This is a genomic window from Pseudomonas sp. BIGb0278, from assembly GCF_024809895.1.
GTDB lineage: Bacteria > Pseudomonadota > Gammaproteobacteria > Pseudomonadales > Pseudomonadaceae > Aquipseudomonas > Aquipseudomonas shirazensis.
The window spans coordinates 288,570-311,963 of sequence record NZ_JANUEL010000006.1; the positions used below are offsets into that span (position 1 = coordinate 288,570).

Here is a 23,394-nt window from a genome sequence, read left to right on the forward strand (position 1 = left end):
ACGGCTCCTTAAAGGCTGTTGATCAAGGTGGCGAAGGTTTCCTGGGCCGCCTTGATGATCTGCGACGACGCGGTGTAGTACTGCTGGAACTTGATCAGGTTGCCGGTCTCTTCATCGACCGAGACACCCGACAAGGAATTGCGGCTGTCCAACGCAGAGTTCTGCAATGCACCGGTGGCGTCGCTGTCCATCTTCGCCTGGCCGGCCTTGCCGCCTACGTTGGAGACCAGCTTGGCATAGGCGTCGCTGATGCTGATGCCCTTGCCGTTGGCGCCTACATCCACGGTGGACCTGGTTTGCAGGTCGATCACCGACTGGGCATTGCGGTTATCCGCCGAGCCTGAGCCAGTCAAGGCCACACTGTAGCTGTCACCGTTTTTTGGCGCGCCGTTGACGTTCATCTCGAAGGTAAAATTGCCACCTAGAGCATTGCCATTGGCATCGGTCAAAGGCACCGACAATTGCAGCTTGTTGTCCTGGCCGGGGATGATCGTGCCGGTGCCGATCGAGTCACCCTTGGCGTTGTACAGGGTGTAGCTCTGCGGCGAGGCGCCATCGTCGCCGAACACCAGTTTGACCGGGGTGGAATACTTGAGGCCGGTCTGCAGCTTGTTCAGCTCGGTTGCGTCGTAGATGTCCAACTTGGTGGTAAGGGTTGGCTGGGTGATCACGCCAGTGCCCTTGTTGCCCGAACCGCTGGTAGCGGTCAGCGGCGAGGCCATGGCCAGGCGCTTGGGGTCGGTCAGCACCGACTCGATGGTGGCGGCAGCATTGCGCGTAGGAGTGATCTTGAAGCTGTCACCGGCAGCATAGGTGCCGCCATTGCCCGACAGGCTGAAACCATCGAACACCGGCGCCGGGTCGTCGTCGAGGTTGTGCGTGCCCATGTCGGTGCCTTCCGGCAGCTTGCGCACGGTGTACTCTTTCAGGTTGGCCGGGTTGTTGAAGGTTACCTGGTAGTCACTGGTGCCGAGCTTGCCGGTGTCGGCAATGGTCACGTTGATATTGCCGGTGCCGGCATTGCCCTGCTTGGCGATGCTGCGCTCGCTGATGGCCTTGGCGCTGTTGATGTCGCCGAACAGGCTGGCGCCGAAGTTACCTTCCTTGTCGATGCCTTGGGCCAATTGGCTGTTGATTGCATCAGCCACCACCAGTGCCACGCGACCGAGCTCGTTGAGCGCCGGGTCGAGGGTTTCCTTGCGGTAGCGGATCAGGCCGCCAAGCTCACCACCGCTGGTGCTGTTGGTGATGTCCATCTTGGTCGAGCCGCGATTGAGGATCAGGCTCATGCGGGTCGGGTCGGTCGCGCTCGGCTCGACGCCAAGGGTCTGGGTGGTGTTGCCCAATACCAGCGCCTGGCCGTTCTTCAGGTAGATGTCGTAGTTGCCGTTTTTTTGCTCGACCACATCGGCGCCGATCAGTGACGTCAGCTGGCGGACTGCACCGTCACGCTGGTCGAGCAGATCGTTGGGCTGGCCGGTGACTACGCTGACCTTGGATATCTGCTCGTTGAGATCGGCAATGGTCTTGGTCAGGTTGTTGACCTGAGTGGCCAGCGAAGCCATGTTGCTGTTGGTGTTGCTGTTCTGCTGATTGAGCTGGGCAGACAACGTATTGAAACGCTTGGCCAAGGTCTGCGCGCTGGTCAGCAGCAATTGGCGCGAGGCGTCTTCGGTCGGCTTGGCCGAGGCATCCTGCATGGCGCTGAAAAAGCTCTGCAGCGCTGCAGTGATACCGGTATCGGCACTGGACAGGGCGTTGTCCAGCGGAGTGATCTGGCTGAGGTAGGTGTTGGCATCGCTGGACAGCGAGGTGGTGGTGCGCAACTGGTTCTCGAGAAACGCGTTGTACACCCGTCGCACGTCGGCCAGAGTGGTACCGGTACCGATGAAGACCTGGCCAGTCTGCTGGCCGCCGCTGGTCTTCTGCACGTTTTGCTGACGCGAGTAGCTGGCGACATCGGCATTGGCGATGTTGTTACCCAGGGTGTACAACCCCGACTGTGCGGCTCCAAGCCCTGACATGCCAATATTGAGCAAACTCGCCATGGTTCTCTACCCTTAACGTTGCGTGGTGGTACCGAGCATTGCGTAGCTCTCGTACGACTTCATCTGTTTAGCGATCTGCGAGATCTTGCTGGCGTAGTTCGGGTCGGTTGCGTACCCGGCCTTCTGCAGCTCTCGCACAAACTGTTCTGGGTTATCGGCCGACTTGACCGCATCTTGATAGCGCGCATTGTTCTGCAGCAGGCTGACCAGGTCGTGGAAGCTGTCCTGGTAGGAGTCGTAGGAACGGAACGCGGCGGTTTCCTTGACGAAGGCGCCATCGCGGAACTCGCTGGTGATCGCCCGCGCTTCACCGCCCTGCCAACTGCCGGTGGCCTTGATGCCGAACAGGTTGTGGCTGCTGCTGCCATCGGTGTTGCGCATCACCGACTTGCCCCAGCCGGTTTCCAGCGCGGCCTGGGCTACCAGGTAGCGCGGGTCGATGCCGATGCGCTTGGCCGCTTGTTCAGCCATTGGCAGCATGGTCGAGACGAATTCGTCACTGTTGCCGAAGGCCCTTTTCGGCGCCAGCGGTGGCTGGGCCATGGCCCGACCGAGGATGCGCGTACCGCCATCGGCGGCAGCAAACGCTTGCGCTGGCTCCCAGTCGCCCTTGACCACGCCATTGACCAGTTGCCCGTCACGCGCCGGCAGCGCCGCGCCAGCGCCAGCCAGCGCCGGGTTGCCGGCGGACGGCACGATGCCGGCCAGCAGCCGATCGGTGAGCTTGCCAGGCAGCGACAGGCGCCGCGAGTTGAGCGCGGCGACGTCATTGCGCGCGGCACTGCTGGTATCGCCGTGAACCGGCGTCGCCACCTTGGTCCCCCACAGCGCAGGGCCTGCACCCTCGCCGCGCAGGAACGGGTTGGGCGTCGCCACTGGATTTTTCTGTTTGGACAACTGCCGCACCAGCACATCCTGCAAGCCGATGCCGCCGCCCTCGCGGGACATACTCACGGACAGCTGCTGGTCGTACATGTCACGGTACTGCTTGACCGTCTCGGTGTTCAGCTCGTTGTCTTCAGCCAGTACGTCACTAGCCTTGCGCGAAGCCTTGAGCATCTCGCTGATGAACAGCGACTCGAACTCCTGGGCGACTTTGCGCACGTTCGCTTCGCTGTCACGATCGCCATGCTTGAGCGAGGTCAGGCGGTTGAGGTCGGTGTAGGCACCGCTGTCGGCTTGACTGGAAACCAGACTCTTGGAGTTCATCAAAGCGCCCTCAAATCACGATCAGGTCGGCTTGCAGAGCACCGGCCTGTTTCAGCGCTTCAAGGATGGCCATCAAGTCACTGGGCGCTGCCCCGACCTGGTTGACCGCTCGGACGATCTCATCCAGCGTGGTGCCCGGGCCGAACTTGAACATCGGCTTGGCTTCCTGCTCGGCGTTCACGCGCGAACGTGGCACCACGGCCGTCTGGCCATTGGAGAACGGCCCCGGCTGGCTGACGATCGGGTCTTCGGTAATGGTCACGGTCAGGCTACCGTGGGTAACCGCAGCCGGCGAAACCTTGACGTTCTGGCCGATGACGATGGTGCCGGTACGCGAGTTGATGATGACCTTGGCCACGGCCTGGCCCGGATCGATCTCGAGGTTCTCCAGGATCGACAGGTAGTCGACACGCTGGCTTGGGTCCATCGGCGCAGTGACCCGCACCGAACCGCCATCCAGGGCCTGGGCAACACCTGGGCCGAGCAGCTCGTTGACCTTGTCGACGATGCGTTTGGCGGTGGTGAAGTCAGGGCGATTGAGGTTCAGGGTCAGGCTGTTGCCCTGATTGAAACCACTCGGCACGGCCCGCTCGACACTGGCACCGCCAGGGATACGCCCGGCCGATGGCACGTTGACGGTAATCTTCGAGCCATCGCGACCTTCGGCGTCAAAACCGCCGACCACCAGATTGCCCTGGGCGATGGCGTAGACGTTGCCGTCGATACCCTTGAGCGGGGTCATCAGCAGGCTACCGCCGCGCAGGCTCTTGGAGTTACCGATCGACGACACGGTGATATCGACCACCTGGCCCGGCTTGGCAAACGCTGGCAGATCCGCATGGATCGACACTGCGGCGACGTTCTTCAGCTGCACGTTGCCTGAACCTGGCGGCACCTTGATGCCGAACTGCGAGAGCATGTTGTTGAAGGTCTGCAGGGTGAACGGGGTCTGCGTGGTCTGGTCGCCAGTGCCGTTCAAGCCGACCACCAGGCCATAACCAATCAGCTGGTTGGTGCGCACGCCGGAGATACTGGCGATGTCCTTGAGGCGCTCGGCGTGGGCGCTGAACGCACAGGATACAAGCACGGTTGCGGCAATCAGCTGCCTGAAATTAAGCATGGGCATCCGTACTCAGAAAGGCCAAAGCGGGCTGAGGAAGAAGCGGTCCAGCCAACCGGGCTGGCTGGCATCGGCAAACGAACCGGTACCCGAATAGGTGATGCGCGCATCGGCGACGCGGGTCGACGGTACGGTGTTGTCGGTGGCGATGTCATCGGCGCGCACCAGCCCGGCAATCCGCACCAGCTCGTCGCCGGTGTTAAGGGTCATCCACTTCTCGCCGCGCACGGCGATGATGCCGTTGGGCAGGACTTCAGCCACGGTCACAGTGACCGAACCGGTCAAGGTATTGCCCTGGGCGGCCTTGCTGTCGCCCTTGGTCGCGCGGTTACCGCTGTAGCCGGCTTCGAGCGACAGGTCACCACTACCCAACGGGTTGTTGGTGTTGGGGATGGCGCCGAACAGCGAAGTCAGGCCGAGGCTGGCCTTGCTGTCTTTGCCCACCTGGGAGTTGGCACTCTTGCTCGCCGAGGTACGCTCGTTGAGGGTGATCGTGATGATGTCACCCACCCGAAACGCCTTGCGGTCGCCATACAGGTTCTGCTCGAAGCCGGCCTGATAGATCGAGCCGTTGTTGGCCGACGCCGGCAATGGGGTGCGCGGCAACACCGGCGCGTAGTACGGGTCGTTGGGCTTGGGCGTCGGCGCGACGCAACCGGCCAACAACACCGCCCCACCCAGGGCGAATACGGACAACAAACGGCTCATGACGCTTCCCTCACGGTAGAACTGGCGCTGCAACAGCGACCTAAGGTTTACAGCTGCTGGGTGACGAACCCGAGCATCTTGTCGGCGGTCGAGATGACTTTGGAGTTCATCTCGTAGGCACGCTGGGTGGTGATCATGTTGACCAGCTCTTCCACGGTGCTGACGTTGGAGTTTTCCAAGGTCTGCTGCAGGGTGGTACCGAAGCCGTTCAGGCCCGGGGTACCGACCTGTGGCGCGCCGCTGGCGGCGGTTTCCAGGAACAGGTTGTTGCCCATTGCCTGCAGGCCTGCCGGGTTGATGAAGTCAGCCGTCTGCAGGTTGCCGATGATCTGCGCTGCCGGGTTGCCGGCGGTGGTGATCGACACGGTACCGTCTTGGCCCACGGTGAAGGTCTGGGCGTCGTTGGGGACGACGATCGCAGGCTCCAGGGCAAAGCCGTTGGCGGTCACTACCTGACCATCGGAGTTCAGGTGGAAGGTACCGTCACGGGTGTAGGACACGGTGCCGTCAGGCTGCAAGACCTGGAAGAAGCCGCGACCATTGACCGCCAGGTCGAGCGGGTTCTCGGTGGTTTGCAGGCTGCCGGTCTGGAAGTTCTTCTGGGTGCCGACGATGCGCACACCGGTACCGACCTGCAGGCCCGAAGGCAGTTCGCTGTCCTGGGTCGACTGAGCGCCAGGCTGGCGTTTGATCTGGTACAGCAGGTCCTGGAATTCGGCGCGATCACGCTTGAAGCCGGTGGTCGAAACGTTGGCCAGGTTGTTGGAAATGACCGTCAGGTTGGTGTCCTGGGCGGACAAACCAGTCTTGGCGACCCAAAGTGCCGGAAGCATAGTGTTCTCCTCGCGCGCCTGTTTTTCGGCACCCGTTCAAAATTGATTAGCTGATTTGCAAAACCCGGGCCATGGCTTCATCGCCTTCCTTGGCCGTGTTCATCATCTTCACGTGCAGTTCGAACTGGCGCGACAGGGCCAGCACCGAGGTCATTTCCTCGACAGCATTGACGTTGCTCGACTCAAGGAAACCCGACACCACCTTGACGTTGATGTCGGCATCCGCAGGCTGGCCACTGGTGGTGTGGATCATGCCGTCGGTACCTTTGGTCAGGCCCTTGATGTCCGGGTTGACCAACTTGATCCGGTCGACCTCAGCCATCACCCGCGGGTCTTCACCCATGGCGCGAATGCTGATGGTGCCGTCTTCGCCGATCTCGACCTTCTGCTCGGGCGGCACGGCAATCGGGCCGCCGTTGCCGATCACCGGCATGCCATTGCCAGCGCGCAGGACGCCGAGGGCGTCAATATTGAGGCTGCCGGTGCGTACATAGGCTTCGCTGCCATCTGGTGCCTGCACGGCGATAAAGCCATTGCCGGTCACGGCAACGTCCAGCTCGCGGCCGGTTTCCACCAGCGCACCGGCAGTGAAGTCGGTGGCCGGGCGCTCGGACAGGGCAAATGCTCGCGACGGAAAGCTGTCACCAAACACCGGCATCGAGCGCGCCTGCTCCAGGTCACGCTGGAAACCGTTGGTTGAAACGTTCGCCAGGTTGTTGGCATGGGCCTTTTGCGCCAGCGCGTTCTGGCTGGCGCCGGTCATGGCCACGTAAAGCATCTTGTCCACAGTCTTCCTCCACTGCACTGGCGATTGCTTGCCGCTCGCCGCTGCTATACAGGCGATAAAGCAAGTTCCGAACCAACTTTTACAAAGCATGAAAAAGCCCGTGTTTACGGGCTCATGGGGGATAGTGGGGAAATACTCACGCCGGATATCCGGCGCTTGCTTGCCGCCGGCGGCAACTGGCTACAATTCGCGGCAACCGGCATTGTTGAAGGGCCCGGCAAAACGCTTCCAGCCCTCCCCTGGCGACCACTGCGAACACACCAGCCGGCCATCCACCTGGCTTTCCCAGCGCCACCACGGCGCGGTGCCAGCCTGAGCCTGCAGCAGACACAACACAGCAGCGCTGGCGATGATCAGTTTTTTCATGTCCACCTTGCCTGAAACGACGAGCCCCTTGCAGTGAAGGGGCTCGTCCAGTGTCCATCCTCAGCGCTTTTAGCCGACCATCTGGATGGTGGTCTGCATGATGGTGCTCTCGGTCGAGATGGTCTTGGCGTTCGCCTGGTAGTTGCTCTGCGCCTTGATCAGCTCGACCAACTCCTGAGTCAGGTTGACGTTGGAGGCTTCCAGCGAGTTGGACTCGACGCCGCCCAAAGTGCCGGTCTTGGGTGCGTCAACGCCCGGGATACCCGACGCAAAGGTCTCGGTCCAGCGGGTGCCGCCGATCTGCTGCAGACCCTGCTCGTTGGCAAAGCTGGCCAGCGCCACCTGGCCGATCGCCCGCGACTGCTGGTTGCTGAAGCTGGCAAACATGACGCCGGTGGAGTCGATGCTCAGGCTCGACAGAACACCGGTGGCGTAACCATCCTGCGACTGCGACATGCGCGCGGTCTCGGTGTTGTACGAGGTAGTGCTGTTCATCGACAGACGCATGCCATCCGGGTTGCCGGCCGAGCCATTGGAGCCCCAGTTGCCGGCACCGTCTTTTTCGGCCGGGATCCAGCCCTTCATGCTGAAGACATTGTTGGTCACACTCCATTCGGCGCCGGTCGGCAGGCCAGTCTGGTCGGCCGTCATCGAGGCAACGCTGCCGTCTTCGTTGAAGCTGACGGTACCCACCAACGGTGCGGTGCTGGTCGGATCCATCGGGTTACGGCCGTCGACCAGGGTATACATGGTCCACTCGTTCTTGCCGGTCTTGCGATAGAACTGCTCCATGGTGTGCTCGTTACCCTGGCTGTCAAAAACCTTGGTCGGGAACGACTTGGTGTATGAGGTTTCGTCAGCCGGGTCGAAGACGATATCACCCGCGCCAGGCGGGGTAGCCGGCAGCGGAATGGAGGTTGCCGAGGAGTTCAGGTTGATGCCCTGATCGATCAACGTGGTGGATTTTGGCGCCAGTGACGAGGTGTCGATCTTCAGGTCGGTGAGGATGCCCTTCTGGATCTTGCCGTTGGAATCAGCGGCGTAGCCCTGCAGACGCAGGCCGTCGGAGGTCACCACAAAGTTGTCTTTGTTGTTCTGGAATGCACCGGCACGGGTATAGACCTGGGTGCCGTTGTCGGACAACACGAAGAAGCCGCGACCCTGGATACCCATGTCCAGCACGTTGCCGGTGTTGTTCACGTCACCCTGGCTGAACTGCTGGGAAACCGCGGCCAGGCGCACACCATTGCCGATCTGGTTCTTGCCCACGCCCAGACGGTTGGCGCCGGCATAGACGTCGGCGAACTCGGTGCGCGAGGACTTGAAGCCATTGGTATTGACGTTGGCAATGTTGTTGCCGGTGACGTCCAGTTGCTTGTTGGCTGCGTACAGACCGCTAAGGCCGATATTGAAAGACATGCTGTTGCTCCTTGTGCCGTTCTGGCCTTAGATACCGATGGTTTGTACGTCGGAAAGAGAGACCTTGCCGACGCCGGCGAGGTTGAGGACCATTTCGCCATTGGCGCTGAAACTGACGCTGGTGACCTTGGCCGGCAGCAGGGTATTCATCTGCACCGACTTGCCGTCCACCATGGTGCTGGCGGTAAAGGTGTAGGTACCCGGATCGACCTTGACGCCCTTGTCGTTGGTGCCGTCCCAGATGAAGTCGGCGTAACCGGCTTTCTGTTCGCCCAGCTCAATGGTCTTGACGGTATTGCCGTCCTTGTCCTTGACCGTGATCTTGGCCTCGCTGATGCCTTCCGGCACCACAAACTGCCCATTGAAGCTTGCACTGGTGTCAACCACCGCCTTGTCGTTCTGCACGATCACCGAACGACCGACCAGCGACGACGCCTGCAGCGCCTGGGACGAACCCAGCGAACTGGTGATTGCATTGACCGACTCGTTCAGCGAGGTGATGCCTTCAAGGCTGCTGAACTGCGCCAACTGCGCCACGAACTCGCCATTGCCCTGCGGTTCAAGCGGGTTCTGGTGCTGCATCTGGGAAACCAGCAACTGCAGAAACGCATCCTTGCCCAGCGAATCAGTGCCGGTCTTGGAAGCCGTATCGGTGGTCACCTTCTTGGTCCCGGTGCTGACACCCGACGCTGCGATCACTTCATTGAGGTTGGTACTGTTGATAGCCATGGTCCGGATTCCTTATCACTGACCCAGGGTCAGTACCTTCTGCATCATGGTCTTGGCAGTGTTCATCAGCTCGGCATTGGTCTGGAACGAACGGTTCGCCGAGATCATGTCAGCCATCTCTTCGACCACGTTGACGTTCGGGTAGTAGACGTAACCGTCCTTGTTGGCCGCCGGGTGATTAGGCTGGTAGCGGGCTTCCAGATTGCTCTGGTCTTCGATGATGCCCGTTACCTGCACGCCCTGCCCCGCTTCACCCTGGTCTTCGAACAACGACTGCCCCATGCCGGCCTGGGCCTGCTGGAAAGTGGTGGCGAACACGGGGTGGCGTGCGCGGTAGGTCTGGTCGATGCTCGACGAGACCGTCTCGGCGTTGGCAATGTTCGAAGCGACGGTGTTGAGGCGGGTATTCTGCGCGCTCATGCCGCTACCGGCGATATTGAAAACGTTGGAAAGGGACATGGTTACTCTCCGCGCAGGGCCGATACCAGCCCTTTGAATTTACTGTTGAGCAAAGTGAAGCTGGCCTGGAAACCGATCGCGTTTTCGGTGTAGTTGGCCTGCTCGACCTGAGCGTCGACGGTGTTCTGGTCGACCGACGGCTGCGTCGGTGTACGGTACTTCAGGGTGTCGTCACCCATGGCCAGGCCCTGCGCTTCGATATGGCGAGTGTTGGTGCGGTCGAGCGCGATGCGGCCGTTTTGCTGCTTGTCGCTCTCAGCCGCCAGCACCGACGAGAAGTCCATGTCACGCGCCTTGTAGTTGGGCGTGTCGGCGTTGGTGATGTTGTTGGCCAGGACCTCTGCGCGCTGGGCGCGAAAGCCCAGGGCTTTTTCATGGATGCCAAGCGCTTTGTCGAAACTGATGCTCATGGATGCAAACCTTCGCCGGTGGGCCGGAGTGACGTTGGCGAAGTTATAGCAAGGCCTGTGCCAACCAGCTGGAAGGCACGGGATCAGGGCGTTCAGCCTTGCTTGCGAGCATAGGGATGCCAGAAAAGCGGCAAAGTGCTTCCGCTTGATGGGAGGCGAGCGGCAATAGTTGGGCGGCAAAAGCGGCAAATCAAAAAATTGACGCCAACGAAAATATCAATTGGCCACTATTTTGCGATAGGATTCACGCCGCGCAGACATGCGGCCCCGCTAGCCGTAGTCGCCTGACTTACTGCCTAGAGCCATGCATGGATGCGCGCCGTTTGCTCCCCCGTTTTTCAAGGACAGAACCGTGGCTCCCGTTATCTTCCGCAAGACTCTGCTGGCCCTGGCCATCACCGCCAGCGCCCTCCCCGCCTTTGCCGTACCGCTCGCCAACCAAGTGGTCAACCTGACCAACGCCGGCTTCAAGAGCGAGCACCAGACTCACTACGGCAATCTCGAATTCACTGGCAGCTACACCGGCGGCAGCGATGAAGACGCCATTGAACTGAACGGCTCGACGATTACCGGCGACCTGATCCTCAACAGCACCATCGACAGCAGCGGCGACTTTGCCGGCGGCGTGGACATGGACAGCTGGGAAGATGGCCTGAGCTGGGCACGCAACGACATCGCCGGCGACGTCATCAACAAAGGCAGCATCAGCGCCACCGGCGGCGGCGCCAACGCGCTGATGATCGATCCAGCGCGGATCGGCGGCAACCTGATCAACCAGGGTTTGCTGTCGGCCATCGGCGAGCCACTGACCGACGGCGGCGGCACCGATGTCGCTCGCGCGCTGGACTTCTCCGGCACCTCGCTGATCGAAGGCGACCTGATCAACGCCGACAGCGGCCGTATCGTGGCCAGCGGCGAAAGCGCCCGCGGGATCAACCTCGAAGGCGGCACCATCAATGGCAAGGTGATCAACTACGGCAGCATCGTCGTCAGCGGCGAAGGCGCCACTGCCATCGACGCCACCACCAGCAACCGCGGCGACATGGTCGACCTGGCCGGCATCGAAAACCACGGCACCATCATCGCCACCGGCAACGACGCCAACGGCATCATGCTCGACGGCGCCAGCCTGAGCACCGCCGATGGCGTACATCTGCTCAACACCGGCACCATCATTGCCGAAGACGCGGCAATCACCATCGGCAACGTCGACTTCGACGGCCCGGGCCTGCAACCTCAGTACCAGTTGCACGGTGATCTGAACATCTTCAACAGCGGCACCATCATCTCTCAGGATGAAGCGATCGATGCCTCCGAAGCCAACCGCCCGGTCGAGTTGATCCTGCGCAAAGGCAGCGTGATCGTCGGCAACCTGATCGACCTGTCGAACATCGAAGTCGAGGCCGACACCTCCTTCACTGGCACCGACAGTTCCGCTGACGGCTCCAACATTCGCCTCAAGGACAACGGCTGGATCGACGTTGGTTCGGTTTCGGGCGGCAACTCGGCGACCCTGGCGCTGCAGTCGGCGCACACCACCATCGACGGCAACCTGTATGTTGCTGGCAACTCGGCACTGGGCCTGACCCTGGGCGCCGACACCAACCCTGCTCGTGCCGTCGTCAGCGTCAGCGGCACCGCTGAATTCGGCGAAGGTGCGCAACTGAAACTGACTGCACGCGGTAATGACTTCAGCGCCAACGGCAGCCGTTTCAAGCTGATAGAGGCCGGCGAGCTGCAAGGTGCTCCGCTGGTCACCAGCACCTCGGCACTGCTCGATGTCGACACCAGCGCTGTCGAAGGCAACACAGTCGTGGCGGTGGTCACCACCAAGAATCAGCAAGGCATCGACCAAGTGCTGGATCTGAATGGCGGCACCATCAACCACAAACGCGCGCTCGGCGCCCTGGCCAAGGACGGCGTCCTCGCCAAGCTTGCCGCCAATGACCCCCTGCTGCGTGCTGCGGTCAACGCCGACAGCAAGCAGCTGGCCAAGATTGCCGAACAGCTGACCCCGGAAACCAACGGCGGAGCTACCCAGGCAGCGACCACCAGCCAAAGCCTGGTCAACGGCGTGACCACCAGCCGCACCAGCGGCCTGCGCGGCGCTTCGTCGGGCGACGCGCTCCAGCAGACCGGCGTGTGGATTCAGTCGCTGTACAGCGATGCGACCCAAGGCCAACGCGACGGCATTGCCGGCTACAACGCCTACAGCCGCGGCATCGCGGTAGGTGCTGATGGCAAGCTCAACGACCAGCTGACCCTGGGCCTGGCGTACAGCTTCATCAATACCGACGTCAACGGCAAAAGCGGCAACCAGACCGAAGTCGACAGCCACGCATTCACCCTGTACGGCGGCTTTGAGCAGGGTAACTACTTCGTTGACGCCAGCCTGACTTACGGCTTCAACGACAACGAAGGCAAGCGCGACATCGCCGGCACCCGCGCCAAGGCTGACTACGACAGCGACCTGCTGGGCCTGAATCTGGTTGGAGGTTATACCTACCGGATCAACCCACAGTTGCTGATCGAGCCGCGCCTGGCGGCGCGTTACAGCCGAGTGGAAATCGATGGTTACCGTGAGAAAGGTTCTTCTGCTGCGCTGAAGATCGAAGATCAGCGTTATGAAGCGATCGAGCTGGGGGCTGGGGTTCGGGTTGCCGGAAGCTTCGGCCTGGGCGCCGGGACGCTGGAACCGCAGTTCAAGTTGATGGGCTATCACGACTTCGCGGCCGACCAGGCCAGCAGTACGTCTACCTTCCTGCTGGGCAATACGCCGTTCGTGACGCACGGAGCTGATGCGGTGCGCAACAGTTACGAAGCGGGCGTGGGGGCTGATTACAAGTTGGGCGCTGTGACGGTGGGTCTGAATTATGACTACATCGGCAAGTCCGGATTTGATGCCGATGTGTTCTCGGCCAAGGTACGGTATGACTTCTGAGTTGACCTTGTGAGGGGTTGATTGGTTGTTGTTCTGGAAGAGGCTGGCGTCGATTGACGCTGGCCTTTTTTTGTTCATGGCCTTGGGATGGTCGGGGCCGCTGCGCGACCGTTTCCGACCATCCGGCAAGGCCGCCCCAACAGTCAGCGCAACGTGACTGGGGCCATATCACTTGGCCTGATAAATAATCCCGGGACTGCACTGGACCATCTGATAATGATCAGGCAACCCATTGAGCGCCTCCGAAGCCCCCAGGAACAAATACCCCCCAGGCTTCAACGTGGCATGGATGCGCAGCAAGATGTCGCGTTTCACCTGCGCCGAGAAATAGATCAGCACGTTCCGGCAGAACACCACATCGAACTTGCCCAGGCTCGCATAGCTGTCGAGCAGGTTGAACGAACGAAACTCGACCCGACTGCGGATCGGCGCCTTGATCGCCCAGCGCCCCGGCGCCTTCACATCGAAGTAGCGCTGCAGACGCTCCTGCGACAAGCCACGGGCGATCGACAGACTGTCGTACTCGCCACTTTTGCAGTTGGTCAGCATGGTCCCCGACAAATCGGTCGCGACAATCTGCGCGCCCATTTTCAGTTGGCCAAGATTGCCCCGCTCGAACTCGTCGATCGACATCGACAGGGAATAAGGCTCCTGCCCCGACGAACAGGCCGCCGACCAGATGCGCAGGCGCTGCCCCGGATTGCCCTTGATGAACTCCGGGATGACCTTGTTCTTCAACACCTCGAACGGATAGGTATCGCGAAACCACAACGTCTCGTTGGTGGTCATCGCATCGACTACCTGCTCGCGCAGACCGCTGCGCGGCTGGGTCTGGATACGCTGCACCAGCTCACCAAGCGACTTGATCCCCTGCTGCTCCATCATCTTGTTCAAACGGCTGGAGACCAGGTACTGCTTATTTTCGCCCAGCAGGATGCCACAGGCTTTTTCCAGGAAGACCCGGAACTGTTCGAAATCCAAATTACCCGTAGACAATGCAACCGCCTCTTTTCAATCGCTGAGGCCGGGGCGTACCCCGACCGGTTTAATGCGTAGCCTTGATCCGGTCAACGACCCGCTGAGCCAGATCGTCCGGCCGGAACTTGGCCAGGAAATCATCGGCCCCGACCTTCTTGACCATGGCCTGGTTGAACACCCCAGACAATGAAGTATGCAGGACGATGTGCAATTGTTGCATGCGCGGATCACTACGAATTGCCGCAGTCAGGGTATAGCCGTCCATTTCCGGCATCTCGATGTCGGAAATCATCATCAGGAATTCCTCTTCCGGACGCTTGCCGTCATCGACCAGCTTGCGCAGGTAATCCAGCGCCTGCCGGCCATCATTCAGGGCGATCACCTCGACCCCGACCGTCTGCAGGCAACGGCTGACCTGTTTGCGCGCTACCGACGAGTCATCCACCGTCAACACGCGCAGCGACACCGCCTTGCTGTGCACCTCTTGGTCGACCACACCGACAGACACCGACTCGGACGATGGCGCAACTTCTGCCAGCACCTTCTCCACGTCGATGATCTCGACCATGCGGTTGTCGACCCGGGTCACTGCCGTCAGATAATGGTCGCGGCCAGTACCCTTGGGTGGCGGATGAATCTCCTCCCAGTTCATGTTGACGATGCGCTCGACCGAATGCACCAAAAAGCCCTGCGTCTTGGTGTTGTACTCGGTGATGATCACGAAACTGTTGCGGATGTCTTCCTGCAGGCCGGGCAAGCCGGTTGCCATCGACAGATCAAGAATAGGAATGGTCGCACCGCGAATATTGGCTACGCCGCGCACCACCGGGTGCGACTTGGGCAACACGGTCAATGCCGGGCACTGCAGCACCTCACGGACCTTGAACACGTTGATCCCGTACAACTGAGCGCCATTGAGGCGAAACAGCAAAAGTTCCAGACGATTCTGCCCAACCAGCTGCGTGCGCTGGTTGACCGAATCCATAACACCAGCCATGCCAGACTCCTTAACGTTTCTGCCTTCTTATTAAAGTCGGCACGGGCTTTGCTTTTTTGAGCGTCATGTACATGAAAACGACATTTTCCCGACGATTGACCCGCTTGCTGGCCTCTAGCCTGGCTGCGCTGTGCCTGCTGGCACCTGCCGTTCGGGCGCTGGCCGACGCGGTAACCTTGCCTGAACAGCTTATCGGTGTCACCCAAGGGTTTCTTGAATTCACCGTCGAAGATTATCTGGCCACCAGCCAGACCGCCGGGCGTTACGAAATCCAGATCAACAACCTGGACCCGCGCCTGCGCATGCCATTGTGCAGCCAGCCGCTGGATGCGTCGCTGGAAAGCCCGGCGCAGCCGCTCGGACGTGTGACGGTACGCGTGCGCTGTGACAGCGCGGCGCCGTGGACGGTGTTTGTACCGGCCCAGGTCAGGCTGTTTCGCGAAGTGGTGGTCATGGCCCGCCCGCTCAAGCGCGAAAGCGTGGTGAGCGAGGACGACGTGACTCTGCGCGAGCGCGACGTCGGCACCCTCAGCCAGGGTTTTCTCGGCAGTCTGGACCAGGCTGTGGGCATGAAACTGATGCGACCGGTGGTGCTCGACCAGGTGCTGACCCCGCAGCACCTTGAACAGGCAGAGCTGATCCGCAAGGGCGATCAAGTGGTGATCGTGGCCCGCAGCGGCACCCTCAGCGTACGCATGCCCGGCGAAGCACTGAGCAAGGGCGGCTTCAGCGAACAGATCAGAGTGCGCAACCTCAACTCCAAGCGGGTGGTCAAGGCGCGGGTGACCGGCCCCGGCCAGGTCGAAGTAGCGATGTAACAGTGCTGGCGGTAAGGAACCGCATTACCTAAACTGTGTCAGAAATCGGGTAGCGAAAGCTTGCTGACAGGCAGCTTCGTATTCGTGCCTAAAGTTTTCTTCGGGTTGGCCGAAAACAAGGCAAGCGTCTTAATACCCAGAGGTTTCTGATCATGGTCATCGACTTCAGTCGTTTGAACAATTCGCCGTCAGTCGGCGGAGTACGCGGTGGCACCGCGGCCGGCAGCACCGAAAAAAGCGGTGAAGCCAGCGAAACACCAGCGCGCTCCAGCGTCAGTGGAGAAGCGGTACATTTCAGCCAAGAGGCTCAGCAGTTGCAGAAGATCAGCGACAAGCTGCGCGACCAGCCGGTAGTCAACAGCGCCCGCGTGGCTGAGTTGAAACAAGCGATCGCCGACGGCAGCTACCAGGTCGATGCCAGCCGGGTCGCCAGTAAACTGCTTGATTTCGAAGCTCAGCGCTAAGCCTTCGGCGCGCTGACTTCAAGGACGCTACAAGCCAAAGAGCCAGCCATGCACGACACAACCCTGCTGCAACTGATCGAAGACGACATCGCGCCCACCCAGGAACTGCTCGAGCTGCTACAGAACGAGGCAGTCGCCCTGCATGGCCGTGAAATCGAGGTGCTCGAGACCATTCTCGCCCGTAAGCAGTCTTTGATCGTGCTGCTCGAGCAGCAGGGCCAGCGCCGTAATCACCTGCTCACCAGCCTCGGCCTCACGGCGGATCGCGCCGGTGTGCAGGCAGTTGCCGACCTCTCGCCCAACGGCGAGCTGATCATGCAGCAGCTCGGCGTGCTGACCCAGTTGATGGATACCTGCCAACAGGTCAACGAGACCAACGGGCGGATCATCCAGGTCCAGCAAAACGCCACATCCAATCAAATCCGCATCCTCATGGGCGGCGACTCTCCGTCGCTGTATGACAGCCGTGGCGCAACCTCGCCAATGGTCAAACCGCGGGCGCTCAGCCAAGTGTGATTTTTCTGACATTGCACGGTACTACTGGCAAAATGCCGTTAATTGCGTGTGTCGTTTTTGCCTGGAGATTTATAACCCGTGTTCAATGAATCCGATGCTCCCCAGCCGCCAAAGGTGCTCAATACCCCTTTGGAAATTGTCGCCAACTTGCGTCAACTGCTGGATAGCCACGATCCGCTGATCATCACTTTCCACGAGCGTAGCCAGCGGTTTCAGAGCTATGTAGTGGATGTTGACCGTGACAGCAACAGCGTGGCACTGGATGAAATGATCCCGCGCGACGGGGAAAAATTCATAGAGAACGGCGAACCGTTCCGCGTTGAAGGCTTCCATGACGGCGTGCGTATCGCCTGGGAATGCAACTCGCCACTGACCATCACCGAGGTCGATGGCCACCGCAGCTACCGCGGCCCCCTGCCGGAAGAAGTCGTCTACCACCAGCGCCGCAACGCGTTCCGCGCTGCGCTGAAACTCTCCCAGTTGGTCGATGTGACGCTTGATGGTACCCATATCAAGGGCAATGGCGCACTGCGCGGCAAGCTGCTGGACATCTCCGCCACCGGCTGCAAGATGCGTTTTGAAGGCGACGTAGAAGAGCGTTTGCAATTGGGCCAGGTTTACGAGCGATTCAAGGCGGGCAACCCGTTGGGGCTGGTGGACGTGATGGTCGAGCTGCGTCATCTGCACTTCGAAGAACGCATCAATACCACCTTCGCTGGCGTGCGCTTCCACAACCTGAGTGGCCAGGCGCAGCGCAAGATCGAAAGTTTTGTCTACCAGCTGCAGCGTGAAGCGCGGCGATTCGATAAAGACGATTATTGAGATTCCGGGCCCGCTATGCGGGCCCAGCCCTTACAGCTCGGAAGGCCTGCCCTCAGGACCGACCTGATCCTCCTCGGTATCCTCCGCCGCCACTGGCGTCTGCATCACATCCTGCACAGTCTGCTCATCCACCCGCGGGTCGAGCGCCGCCGACAATGGCGAGCCAGCAGCCGGCATCGCGACGTGTCCTAGCGGCGCATCCTCCACCTGGTGCAAGCCGGTAACCGCCTTCGGTCGAATCCGCCACACCAGCACCAGCGCGAAGAACAGGAAGAATGCATAGAGCATCTGCGGCCCGAGCAGCTTCATCAGCACGCCTGCCGCCAACGGCCCGATACAGGCGCCCACGCCGTAGGTAACCAGCAACATCGCGGTCAACGACACCCGCCGCTCGCTCTCGACATGGTCATTGGAAAAAGCCACTGCCAGCGGATACAGGCAGAACTGCAACAACGAGATGACAAAGCCGACCGCAAACAGCACTTCCAACGGCACACTGGGCAGGATCGCCAGCGGCAACGCCGCCAGCGCCAGGCCGCCCGCCGCGCTACGGATCAGCACTGCGCGATCATAACGGTCGGATAACCAGCCCAGCGGCCACTGCACCAACAACCCGGCAAAGATGCAGCAACCCATGAACAAACCGATCTGCTCTGTGCTCAGGCCTTGATTGGAGGCGTACAGCGGCGCCAAACCATAGAACGAGCCGACGATCAGCCCCGCGCCAAGCACGGTACTCAGCGACTGCGGCACACGCTTGATGAAGAACTTCGGCTCCATCGGTGCCGGATGCAACGGCGCCGGGTGAATGCGCCGGGTCATCGCCACGGGCACCAGGCACAGGGCGAAGCACATGGCGACCAGCATCAGCAGCTCAGGGCCAAGTTCAGGGTGCACAACCAGAATCAACTGACCCAGCACCAGGCCCAGATACGAAGCGATCATGTAGCCGCTGAATACGGCACCGCGCTGTTTGGCATCGGCCTGCTCATTGAGCCAGCTCTCGATGACCATGTACTGACACATCATGCCCAGACCGACGATCACCCGCAGCCCAACCCACACCGGCAACAGGTCGGTCAGACCATGGCCCAGCACCGCCGCGCCGACGATACCAGCGCAGGTCGCGTAGGCGCGGATATGCCCAACCCGGGCAATCAGCCGGTGGCCGATCTTGCCGCCCAGCGCCAGACCAAAGTAGTTGGCCGCCATCAAGGCACCCACCCACAGGCTGTCGACGTTTTCAGCCGCCAGGCGCAGCGCCAGGTAGGTACTGAGCAGACCGGAGCCGATCAGCATCATCAGCGCAGCAAAGTACAGTGAACGAAAAGACTTCCAGATCTGGCGCATGCGTCCCTGAGGGGCTCCCGATTCAGGTGGAGGGTATGCTGGCAAGCATAAGGGCAAACAGGCCGGGCTGCAGGCCGCAGTCAGCAAAAAGGTCTAGCTTCGATGAGTGGGTCACGGCAGAGTTCCTGTACACCCTCGCACATCGTCCATCTCATTCACGCAAGGTCATGCCATTGGCTGGCAGCGGCAACGCCGTTTTGTACCGCACTTGCTTGAGGGCGAAGCTGGAGCGGATGTTGGCTACCCCCGGCAAGCGGGTCAGGTAGTCGAGAAACCGCTCCAGCGCCTGAATACTCGGCAACAACACCCTGAGCAGGTAATCCGGGTCGCCGGTCATCAGGTAACACTCCATCACCTCGGGCCGCTCGGCGATCTCTTCCTCGAAGCGATGCAGCGACTGCTCGACCTGCTTTTCCAGGCTGACATGGATGAACACATTGACGTCCAGCCCCAGCACCTCAGGCGACAGCAAGGTCACTTGCTGGCGAATCACGCCCAGCTCCTCCATCGCCTTGACCCGATTGAAGCACGGCGTCGGTGACAGGTTGACCGAGCGGGCCAGCTCGGCGTTGGTGATGCGGGCGTTTTCCTGCAGGCTGTTGAGAATGCCGATATCGGTGCGATCGAGTTTGCGCATGAGACAAAATCACCAGTTTTTTGTGTTTATGCGGAATGTTTATCTGGGCGTGAGGGCAAAGGCAATCAACAAGAGAGAAATATTCTCCTGCGCTCCCACTACCATGTAGTCAGCACTGACCTGCTGGTCACGAGCCGGCATTCAGCGGCGACCGCTTCAAAGCTCACAAAAACAATATTCGAGCGAGCGTAAACAGCATGAACGAGTACGCCCCCCTGCGTTTGCATGTGCCCGAGCCTACCGGCCGGCCAGGCTGCCAGACTGATTTCTCCTACCTGCGTCTGAACGATGCAGGCCAGGTTCGCAAGCCCCCTATCGATGTCGAGCCTGCCGAAACCGCAGACCTGTCCAACAGCCTGGTGCGCGTGCTCGATGAGCACGGCAACGCCGTTGGCCCATGGGCTGCGGACATCGACCCGCAGATCCTGCGTCAGGGTATGCGCGCCATGCTCAAGACGCGTATCTTCGACAGCCGCATGGTGGTTGCGCAGCGCCAGAAGAAGATGTCTTTCTACATGCAAAGCCTTGGCGAAGAGGCCATTGGCAGCGCTCAGGCGTTGGCGCTGAACCGCAGCGACATGTGCTTCCCGACCTACCGCCAGCAAAGCATCCTGATGGCCCGCGACGTGTCGCTGGTCGACATGATATGCCAACTGCTGTCCAACGAGCGCGATCCGCTCAAGGGCCGTCAGCTGCCGATCATGTACTCGGTGCGCGAAGCCGGCTTCTTCACCATCAGCGGCAACCTCGCCACCCAGTTCGTCCAGGCTGTCGGCTGGGCGATGGCCTCGGCGATCAAGGGCGATACCAAGATCGCCTCGGCCTGGATCGGCGACGGCGCTACCGCCGAGTCGGACTTCCACACTGCCCTGACCTTTGCCCATGTCTACCGCGCGCCGGTGATTCTCAACGTGGTCAACAACCAGTGGGCGATCTCGACCTTCCAGGCAATCGCCGGCGGTGAGTCGACCACCTTTGCCGGCCGTGGCGTTGGCTGCGGTATCGCCTCGCTGCGCGTCGACGGCAACGACTTCGTTGCGGTGTATGCCGCCTCGCGCTGGGCCGCTGAACGCGCCCGCCGTGGCCTTGGGCCAACCCTGATCGAATGGGTCACCTACCGCGCCGGCCCGCACTCGACCTCGGACGACCCTTCCAAGTACCGCCCCGCCGATGACTGGAGCCACTTCCCGCTGGGCGACCCGATCGCCCGCCTCAAGCAGCACATGATTCATATCGGCCAGTGGTCCGAAGAAGAACATCAGGCAGTAACTGCCGAGTTCGAAGCCGAAGTGATCAAGGCACAGAAGCAAGCCGAGCAGTACGGCACCATGAGCAATGGCCAGATCCCCAGTGCCGCCTCGATGTTCGAGGACGTGTACAAGGAAATGCCTGAGCACCTGCGCCGTCAGCGCCAAGAGCTGGGGGTCTGAACATGAACGATCACAACAACAGCATCGACCTGGAAACCGCCATGTCCACCACTACCATGACCATGATCCAGGCCTTGCGCTCGGCCATGGATGTGATGCTTGAGCGCGATGACAATGTGGTCATCTATGGCCAGGACGTCGGCTATTTCGGCGGTGTGTTCCGCTGCACTGAAGGTCTGCAGACCAAGTATGGCAAGTCGCGGGTATTCGATGCGCCGATTTCCGAAAGCGGCATCGTCGGTACTGCTGTCGGCATGGGTGCCTATGGCCTGCGCCCGGTGGTGGAAATCCAGTTCGCCGACTACTTCTACCCGGCCTCCGACCAGATCGTCTCGGAGATGGCCCGCCTGCGCTATCGCTCGGCCGGTGAGTTCATTTCGCCGCTGACCCTGCGCATGCCTTGCGGCGGCGGCATCTATGGCGGGCAAACCCACAGCCAGAGCCCTGAGGCGATGTTCACCCAGGTCTGCGGGCTGCGCACGGTCATGCCGTCCAACCCGTATGACGCCAAGGGCCTGTTGATTGCCTCGATCGAATGCGACGACCCGGTGATCTTCCTCGAGCCCAAGCGCCTGTACAACGGCCCGTTCGACGGCCACCACGACCGCCCGGTGACGCCATGGGCCAAGCATGCCCAGAGCGCGGTGCCGGACGGCTACTACAAAGTGCCGCTGGACAAGGCTGCGATCGTGCGGCCCGGCAACGACGTGACCGTGCTGACCTACGGCACCACCGTCTATGTCGCGCAAGTGGCTGCCGAAGAGACCGGCGTCGACGCCGAAGTCATCGACCTGCGCAGCCTGTGGCCCCTGGACCTGGACGCGATTGTCGATTCGGTGAAAAAAACCGGCCGCTGCGTGGTCGTACACGAAGCCACACGCACCTGCGGTTTTGGTGCCGAGTTGGTTGCGCTGGTGCAAGAGCATTGCTTCCATCACCTCGAAGCGCCGATCGAGCGCGTCACCGGCTGGGACACGCCCTACCCGCACGCGCAGGAATGGGCGTACTTCCCAGGCCCTTCGCGGGTTGGCGCGGCACTGAAAAAGGTCATGGAGGTCTGAATGGGCACGCACGTCATCAAGATGCCGGACATCGGCGAAGGCATCGCGCAGGTCGAGTTGGTTGAGTGGTTCGTCAAGGTCGGCGATGTGATTGCCGAAGATCAGGTAGTGGCCGATGTCATGACCGACAAGGCCACGGTGGAAATTCCCTCGCCGGTCAGCGGCACGGTAGTAGCCCTCGGCGGCCAGCCGGGTGAAGTCATGGCGGTCGGCAGCGAACTGATCCGCATCGAAGTCGAAGGCAGTGGCAACCATGTTGACGCGCCAGACAGCAAACCGGCCGCAGCAGCTGCCACCGCGCCCGCCGTCAGCACTGCCCGCACTGAATCGCCAGCGCCCGTAGTTGCACCGGCCAGTGTCGCCAGCCAGCCTGCGGCGAGCAAGCCTAGCGCTGAAATCGTGCCGCGCCAGGCCAACGAAAAACCACTGGCCTCCCCTGCCGTGCGCAAGCGCGCGCTGGATGCCGGTATCGAATTACGTTATGTGCACGGCAGTGGCCCGGCCGGGCGCATTCAGCACGAAGACCTCGACAACTTCATGAGCAAACCACAGTCCGCTGCCGGGCAAGCGCCAAGTGGTTACAGCCGGCGCACCGACAGCGAACAGGTGCCGGTGATCGGCCTGCGCCGCAAGATTGCCCAGCGCATGCAGGATGCCAAGCGCCGTGTTGCCCACTTCAGCTACGTTGAAGAAATCGACGTGACCGCGCTGGAGGCCCTGCGCCAACAGCTCAATCGCAAGTACGGCGAAAGCCGCGGCAAACTCACCCTGCTGCCGTTGCTGGTGCGGGCAATGGTCGTCGCCCTGCGCGACTTCCCGCAGATCAACGCCACCTATGACGACGAAGCCCAGGTCATCACCCGCCATGGTGCGGTGCATGTCGGCATTGCCACCCAGGGCGACAACGGCCTGATGGTCCCGGTACTGCGTCACGCTGAGGCCGGCAGCCTGTGGAGCAATGCCAGCGAGATCACCCGCCTGGCCCACGCGGCGCGCAACAACAAGGCCAGCCGCGACGAGCTGTCCGGCTCGACCATCACCTTGACCAGCCTTGGCGCCCTGGGCGGCATTGTCAGCACGCCCGTGGTCAACACCCCGGAGGTAGCGATCGTCGGCGTCAACCGCATGGTCGAACGGCCGGTGGTGGTCGACGGCCAGATCGTCGTGCGCAAGATGATGAACCTGTCCAGCTCGTTCGATCACCGCGTGGTCGATGGCATGGACGCCGCCTTGTTCATCCAGGCCGTGCGCGGCTTGCTTGAGCAACCCGCCTGCCTGTTCGTGGAGTGAGC

The 23,394-nt window shown here is 61.2% G+C and carries 23 protein-coding genes; 8 read left to right on the plus strand and 15 right to left on the minus strand.

Annotated elements, in window-relative coordinates; all coding sequences use genetic code 11:
* Positions 1-8: 8 nt before the first annotated feature.
* The 11 genes from flgK to flgB form a co-directional block, all read right to left on the minus strand.
* Positions 9-2,048: a flagellar hook-associated protein FlgK gene (gene flgK / locus M2396_RS20040; protein ID WP_259077462.1), complete on the minus strand. Its 2,040-nt coding sequence runs from the start codon at positions 2,046-2,048 to the stop codon at positions 9-11.
* Positions 2,049-2,060: 12 nt separating this feature from the next.
* Complete coding sequence (gene flgJ / locus M2396_RS20045; protein WP_101317783.1) at positions 2,061-3,257, minus strand: flagellar assembly peptidoglycan hydrolase FlgJ; 1,197 nt, start codon at positions 3,255-3,257, stop codon at positions 2,061-2,063.
* Positions 3,258-3,267: 10 nt separating this feature from the next.
* Positions 3,268-4,377 (minus strand): flagellar basal body P-ring protein FlgI, encoded by a 1,110-nt coding sequence (locus M2396_RS20050; RefSeq protein WP_101317781.1) that lies wholly within the window; start codon positions 4,375-4,377, stop codon positions 3,268-3,270.
* Positions 4,378-4,389: 12 nt separating this feature from the next.
* On the minus strand, positions 4,390-5,085 hold the full coding sequence (gene flgH / locus M2396_RS20055) for a flagellar basal body L-ring protein FlgH (protein WP_101317779.1): 696 nt from the start codon (positions 5,083-5,085) through the stop codon (positions 4,390-4,392).
* A gap of 47 nt (positions 5,086-5,132) precedes the next feature.
* Entirely contained in the window at positions 5,133-5,918 is a 786-nt protein-coding gene (gene flgG / locus M2396_RS20060; RefSeq protein ID WP_101317777.1) for a flagellar basal-body rod protein FlgG, read from the minus strand.
* 46 nt (positions 5,919-5,964) lie between these two features.
* Complete coding sequence (gene flgF / locus M2396_RS20065) at positions 5,965-6,705, minus strand: flagellar basal-body rod protein FlgF (RefSeq protein WP_150569790.1); 741 nt, start codon at positions 6,703-6,705, stop codon at positions 5,965-5,967.
* A 180-nt stretch (positions 6,706-6,885) separates the two neighbouring features.
* Positions 6,886-7,071: a hypothetical protein gene (locus M2396_RS20070; RefSeq protein ID WP_259077470.1), complete on the minus strand. Its 186-nt coding sequence runs from the start codon at positions 7,069-7,071 to the stop codon at positions 6,886-6,888.
* Between the two features lie 69 nt (positions 7,072-7,140).
* Positions 7,141-8,490, minus strand: a complete 1,350-nt coding sequence (flgE, locus tag M2396_RS20075) for a flagellar hook protein FlgE (RefSeq protein WP_259077473.1) — start codon at positions 8,488-8,490, stop codon at positions 7,141-7,143.
* Between the two features lie 27 nt (positions 8,491-8,517).
* Complete coding sequence (gene flgD / locus M2396_RS20080; RefSeq protein ID WP_101317769.1) at positions 8,518-9,219, minus strand: flagellar hook assembly protein FlgD; 702 nt, start codon at positions 9,217-9,219, stop codon at positions 8,518-8,520.
* 15 nt (positions 9,220-9,234) lie between these two features.
* Positions 9,235-9,678 carry a flagellar basal body rod protein FlgC gene (flgC, locus tag M2396_RS20085; protein WP_101317767.1) on the minus strand — a complete coding sequence of 148 codons (444 nt, stop codon included), beginning with the start codon at positions 9,676-9,678 and terminating at the stop codon, positions 9,235-9,237.
* A 2-nt stretch (positions 9,679-9,680) separates the two neighbouring features.
* Positions 9,681-10,088: a flagellar basal body rod protein FlgB gene (gene flgB, locus M2396_RS20090; protein ID WP_101317765.1), complete on the minus strand. Its 408-nt coding sequence runs from the start codon at positions 10,086-10,088 to the stop codon at positions 9,681-9,683.
* 394 nt (positions 10,089-10,482) lie between these two features.
* On the opposite strand from flgB, the gene M2396_RS20095 reads away from it, so the two are divergent.
* On the plus strand, positions 10,483-13,029 hold the full coding sequence (locus tag M2396_RS20095) for an autotransporter domain-containing protein (RefSeq protein WP_409035110.1): 2,547 nt from the start codon (positions 10,483-10,485) through the stop codon (positions 13,027-13,029).
* 168 nt (positions 13,030-13,197) lie between these two features.
* Here the strand turns inward: M2396_RS20095 and cheR are convergent, their stop codons facing one another.
* Together cheR and M2396_RS20105 are read right to left on the minus strand one after the other, a co-directional pair.
* Positions 13,198-14,025: a protein-glutamate O-methyltransferase CheR gene (cheR, locus tag M2396_RS20100; protein ID WP_101317760.1), complete on the minus strand. Its 828-nt coding sequence runs from the start codon at positions 14,023-14,025 to the stop codon at positions 13,198-13,200.
* A gap of 49 nt (positions 14,026-14,074) precedes the next feature.
* A complete protein-coding gene (locus M2396_RS20105; protein ID WP_103436620.1) occupies positions 14,075-15,004 on the minus strand; it encodes a chemotaxis protein CheV in 930 nt (309 codons plus the stop codon).
* Between the two features lie 65 nt (positions 15,005-15,069).
* Here M2396_RS20105 and flgA point away from each other — a divergent pair, with 65 nt between their 5' ends.
* From flgA to M2396_RS20125, 4 genes are all read left to right on the plus strand, one after another.
* The gene (gene flgA / locus M2396_RS20110) at positions 15,070-15,822 is read left to right on the plus strand and encodes a flagellar basal body P-ring formation chaperone FlgA (RefSeq protein WP_150569793.1); all 753 of its coding nucleotides are present in this window, start codon (positions 15,070-15,072) and stop codon (positions 15,820-15,822) included.
* Between the two features lie 152 nt (positions 15,823-15,974).
* A complete protein-coding gene (gene flgM, locus M2396_RS20115; RefSeq protein WP_150569794.1) occupies positions 15,975-16,286 on the plus strand; it encodes a flagellar biosynthesis anti-sigma factor FlgM in 312 nt (103 codons plus the stop codon).
* A gap of 48 nt (positions 16,287-16,334) precedes the next feature.
* On the plus strand, positions 16,335-16,802 hold the full coding sequence (locus tag M2396_RS20120) for a flagella synthesis protein FlgN (protein ID WP_101317752.1): 468 nt from the start codon (positions 16,335-16,337) through the stop codon (positions 16,800-16,802).
* 78 nt (positions 16,803-16,880) lie between these two features.
* Positions 16,881-17,624: a flagellar brake protein gene (locus M2396_RS20125; protein ID WP_101317750.1), complete on the plus strand. Its 744-nt coding sequence runs from the start codon at positions 16,881-16,883 to the stop codon at positions 17,622-17,624.
* Between the two features lie 30 nt (positions 17,625-17,654).
* Here the strand turns inward: M2396_RS20125 and M2396_RS20130 are convergent, their stop codons facing one another.
* Both M2396_RS20130 and bkdR read right to left on the minus strand, forming a co-directional pair.
* Entirely contained in the window at positions 17,655-18,974 is a 1,320-nt protein-coding gene (locus M2396_RS20130) for an MFS transporter (RefSeq protein ID WP_101317748.1), read from the minus strand.
* A 151-nt stretch (positions 18,975-19,125) separates the two neighbouring features.
* On the minus strand, positions 19,126-19,611 hold the full coding sequence (gene bkdR / locus M2396_RS20135; RefSeq protein WP_054891915.1) for a Bkd operon transcriptional regulator BkdR: 486 nt from the start codon (positions 19,609-19,611) through the stop codon (positions 19,126-19,128).
* Positions 19,612-19,808: 197 nt separating this feature from the next.
* Between bkdR and M2396_RS20140 the strand changes: the two genes are divergently transcribed.
* Genes M2396_RS20140 through M2396_RS20150 form a run of 3 tightly spaced genes read left to right on the plus strand, consistent with a single transcriptional unit; the run spans position 19,809 to position 23,392 of the window.
* Positions 19,809-21,041 (plus strand): 3-methyl-2-oxobutanoate dehydrogenase (2-methylpropanoyl-transferring) subunit alpha, encoded by a 1,233-nt coding sequence (locus tag M2396_RS20140; protein WP_103436616.1) that lies wholly within the window; start codon positions 19,809-19,811, stop codon positions 21,039-21,041.
* 2 nt (positions 21,042-21,043) lie between these two features.
* Complete coding sequence (locus M2396_RS20145; protein WP_101317744.1) at positions 21,044-22,102, plus strand: alpha-ketoacid dehydrogenase subunit beta; 1,059 nt, start codon at positions 21,044-21,046, stop codon at positions 22,100-22,102.
* Positions 22,103-23,392, plus strand: a complete 1,290-nt coding sequence (locus M2396_RS20150) for a dihydrolipoamide acetyltransferase family protein (protein WP_150569795.1) — start codon at positions 22,103-22,105, stop codon at positions 23,390-23,392.
* Positions 23,393-23,394 lie beyond the last annotated feature (2 nt).

Coding starts and splice junctions, on each gene's coding strand:
- flgB (WP_101317765.1), bottom strand. CDS start 10,088: ATGAGCATCAGTTTCGACAAAGCGCTTGGCATCCATGAAAAAGCCCTG.
- flgD (WP_101317769.1), bottom strand. CDS start 9,219: ATGGCTATCAACAGTACCAACCTCAATGAAGTGATCGCAGCGTCGGGT.
- flgC (WP_101317767.1), bottom strand. CDS start 9,678: ATGTCCCTTTCCAACGTTTTCAATATCGCCGGTAGCGGCATGAGCGCG.
- M2396_RS20130 (WP_101317748.1), bottom strand. CDS start 18,974: ATGCGCCAGATCTGGAAGTCTTTTCGTTCACTGTACTTTGCTGCGCTG.
- bkdR (WP_054891915.1), bottom strand. CDS start 19,611: ATGCGCAAACTCGATCGCACCGATATCGGCATTCTCAACAGCCTGCAG.
- flgM (WP_150569794.1), top strand. CDS start 15,975: ATGGTCATCGACTTCAGTCGTTTGAACAATTCGCCGTCAGTCGGCGGA.
- M2396_RS20150 (WP_150569795.1), top strand. CDS start 22,103: ATGGGCACGCACGTCATCAAGATGCCGGACATCGGCGAAGGCATCGCG.
- flgJ (WP_101317783.1), bottom strand. CDS start 3,257: ATGAACTCCAAGAGTCTGGTTTCCAGTCAAGCCGACAGCGGTGCCTAC.
- M2396_RS20140 (WP_103436616.1), top strand. CDS start 19,809: ATGAACGAGTACGCCCCCCTGCGTTTGCATGTGCCCGAGCCTACCGGC.
- flgE (WP_259077473.1), bottom strand. CDS start 8,490: ATGTCTTTCAATATCGGCCTTAGCGGTCTGTACGCAGCCAACAAGCAA.
- flgH (WP_101317779.1), bottom strand. CDS start 5,085: ATGAGCCGTTTGTTGTCCGTATTCGCCCTGGGTGGGGCGGTGTTGTTG.
- flgK (WP_259077462.1), bottom strand. CDS start 2,048: ATGGCGAGTTTGCTCAATATTGGCATGTCAGGGCTTGGAGCCGCACAG.
- flgG (WP_101317777.1), bottom strand. CDS start 5,918: ATGCTTCCGGCACTTTGGGTCGCCAAGACTGGTTTGTCCGCCCAGGAC.
- M2396_RS20105 (WP_103436620.1), bottom strand. CDS start 15,004: ATGGCTGGTGTTATGGATTCGGTCAACCAGCGCACGCAGCTGGTTGGG.
- M2396_RS20070 (WP_259077470.1), bottom strand. CDS start 7,071: ATGAAAAAACTGATCATCGCCAGCGCTGCTGTGTTGTGTCTGCTGCAG.
- M2396_RS20050 (WP_101317781.1), bottom strand. CDS start 4,377: ATGCTTAATTTCAGGCAGCTGATTGCCGCAACCGTGCTTGTATCCTGT.
- M2396_RS20120 (WP_101317752.1), top strand. CDS start 16,335: ATGCACGACACAACCCTGCTGCAACTGATCGAAGACGACATCGCGCCC.
- flgA (WP_150569793.1), top strand. CDS start 15,070: ATGTACATGAAAACGACATTTTCCCGACGATTGACCCGCTTGCTGGCC.
- M2396_RS20145 (WP_101317744.1), top strand. CDS start 21,044: ATGAACGATCACAACAACAGCATCGACCTGGAAACCGCCATGTCCACC.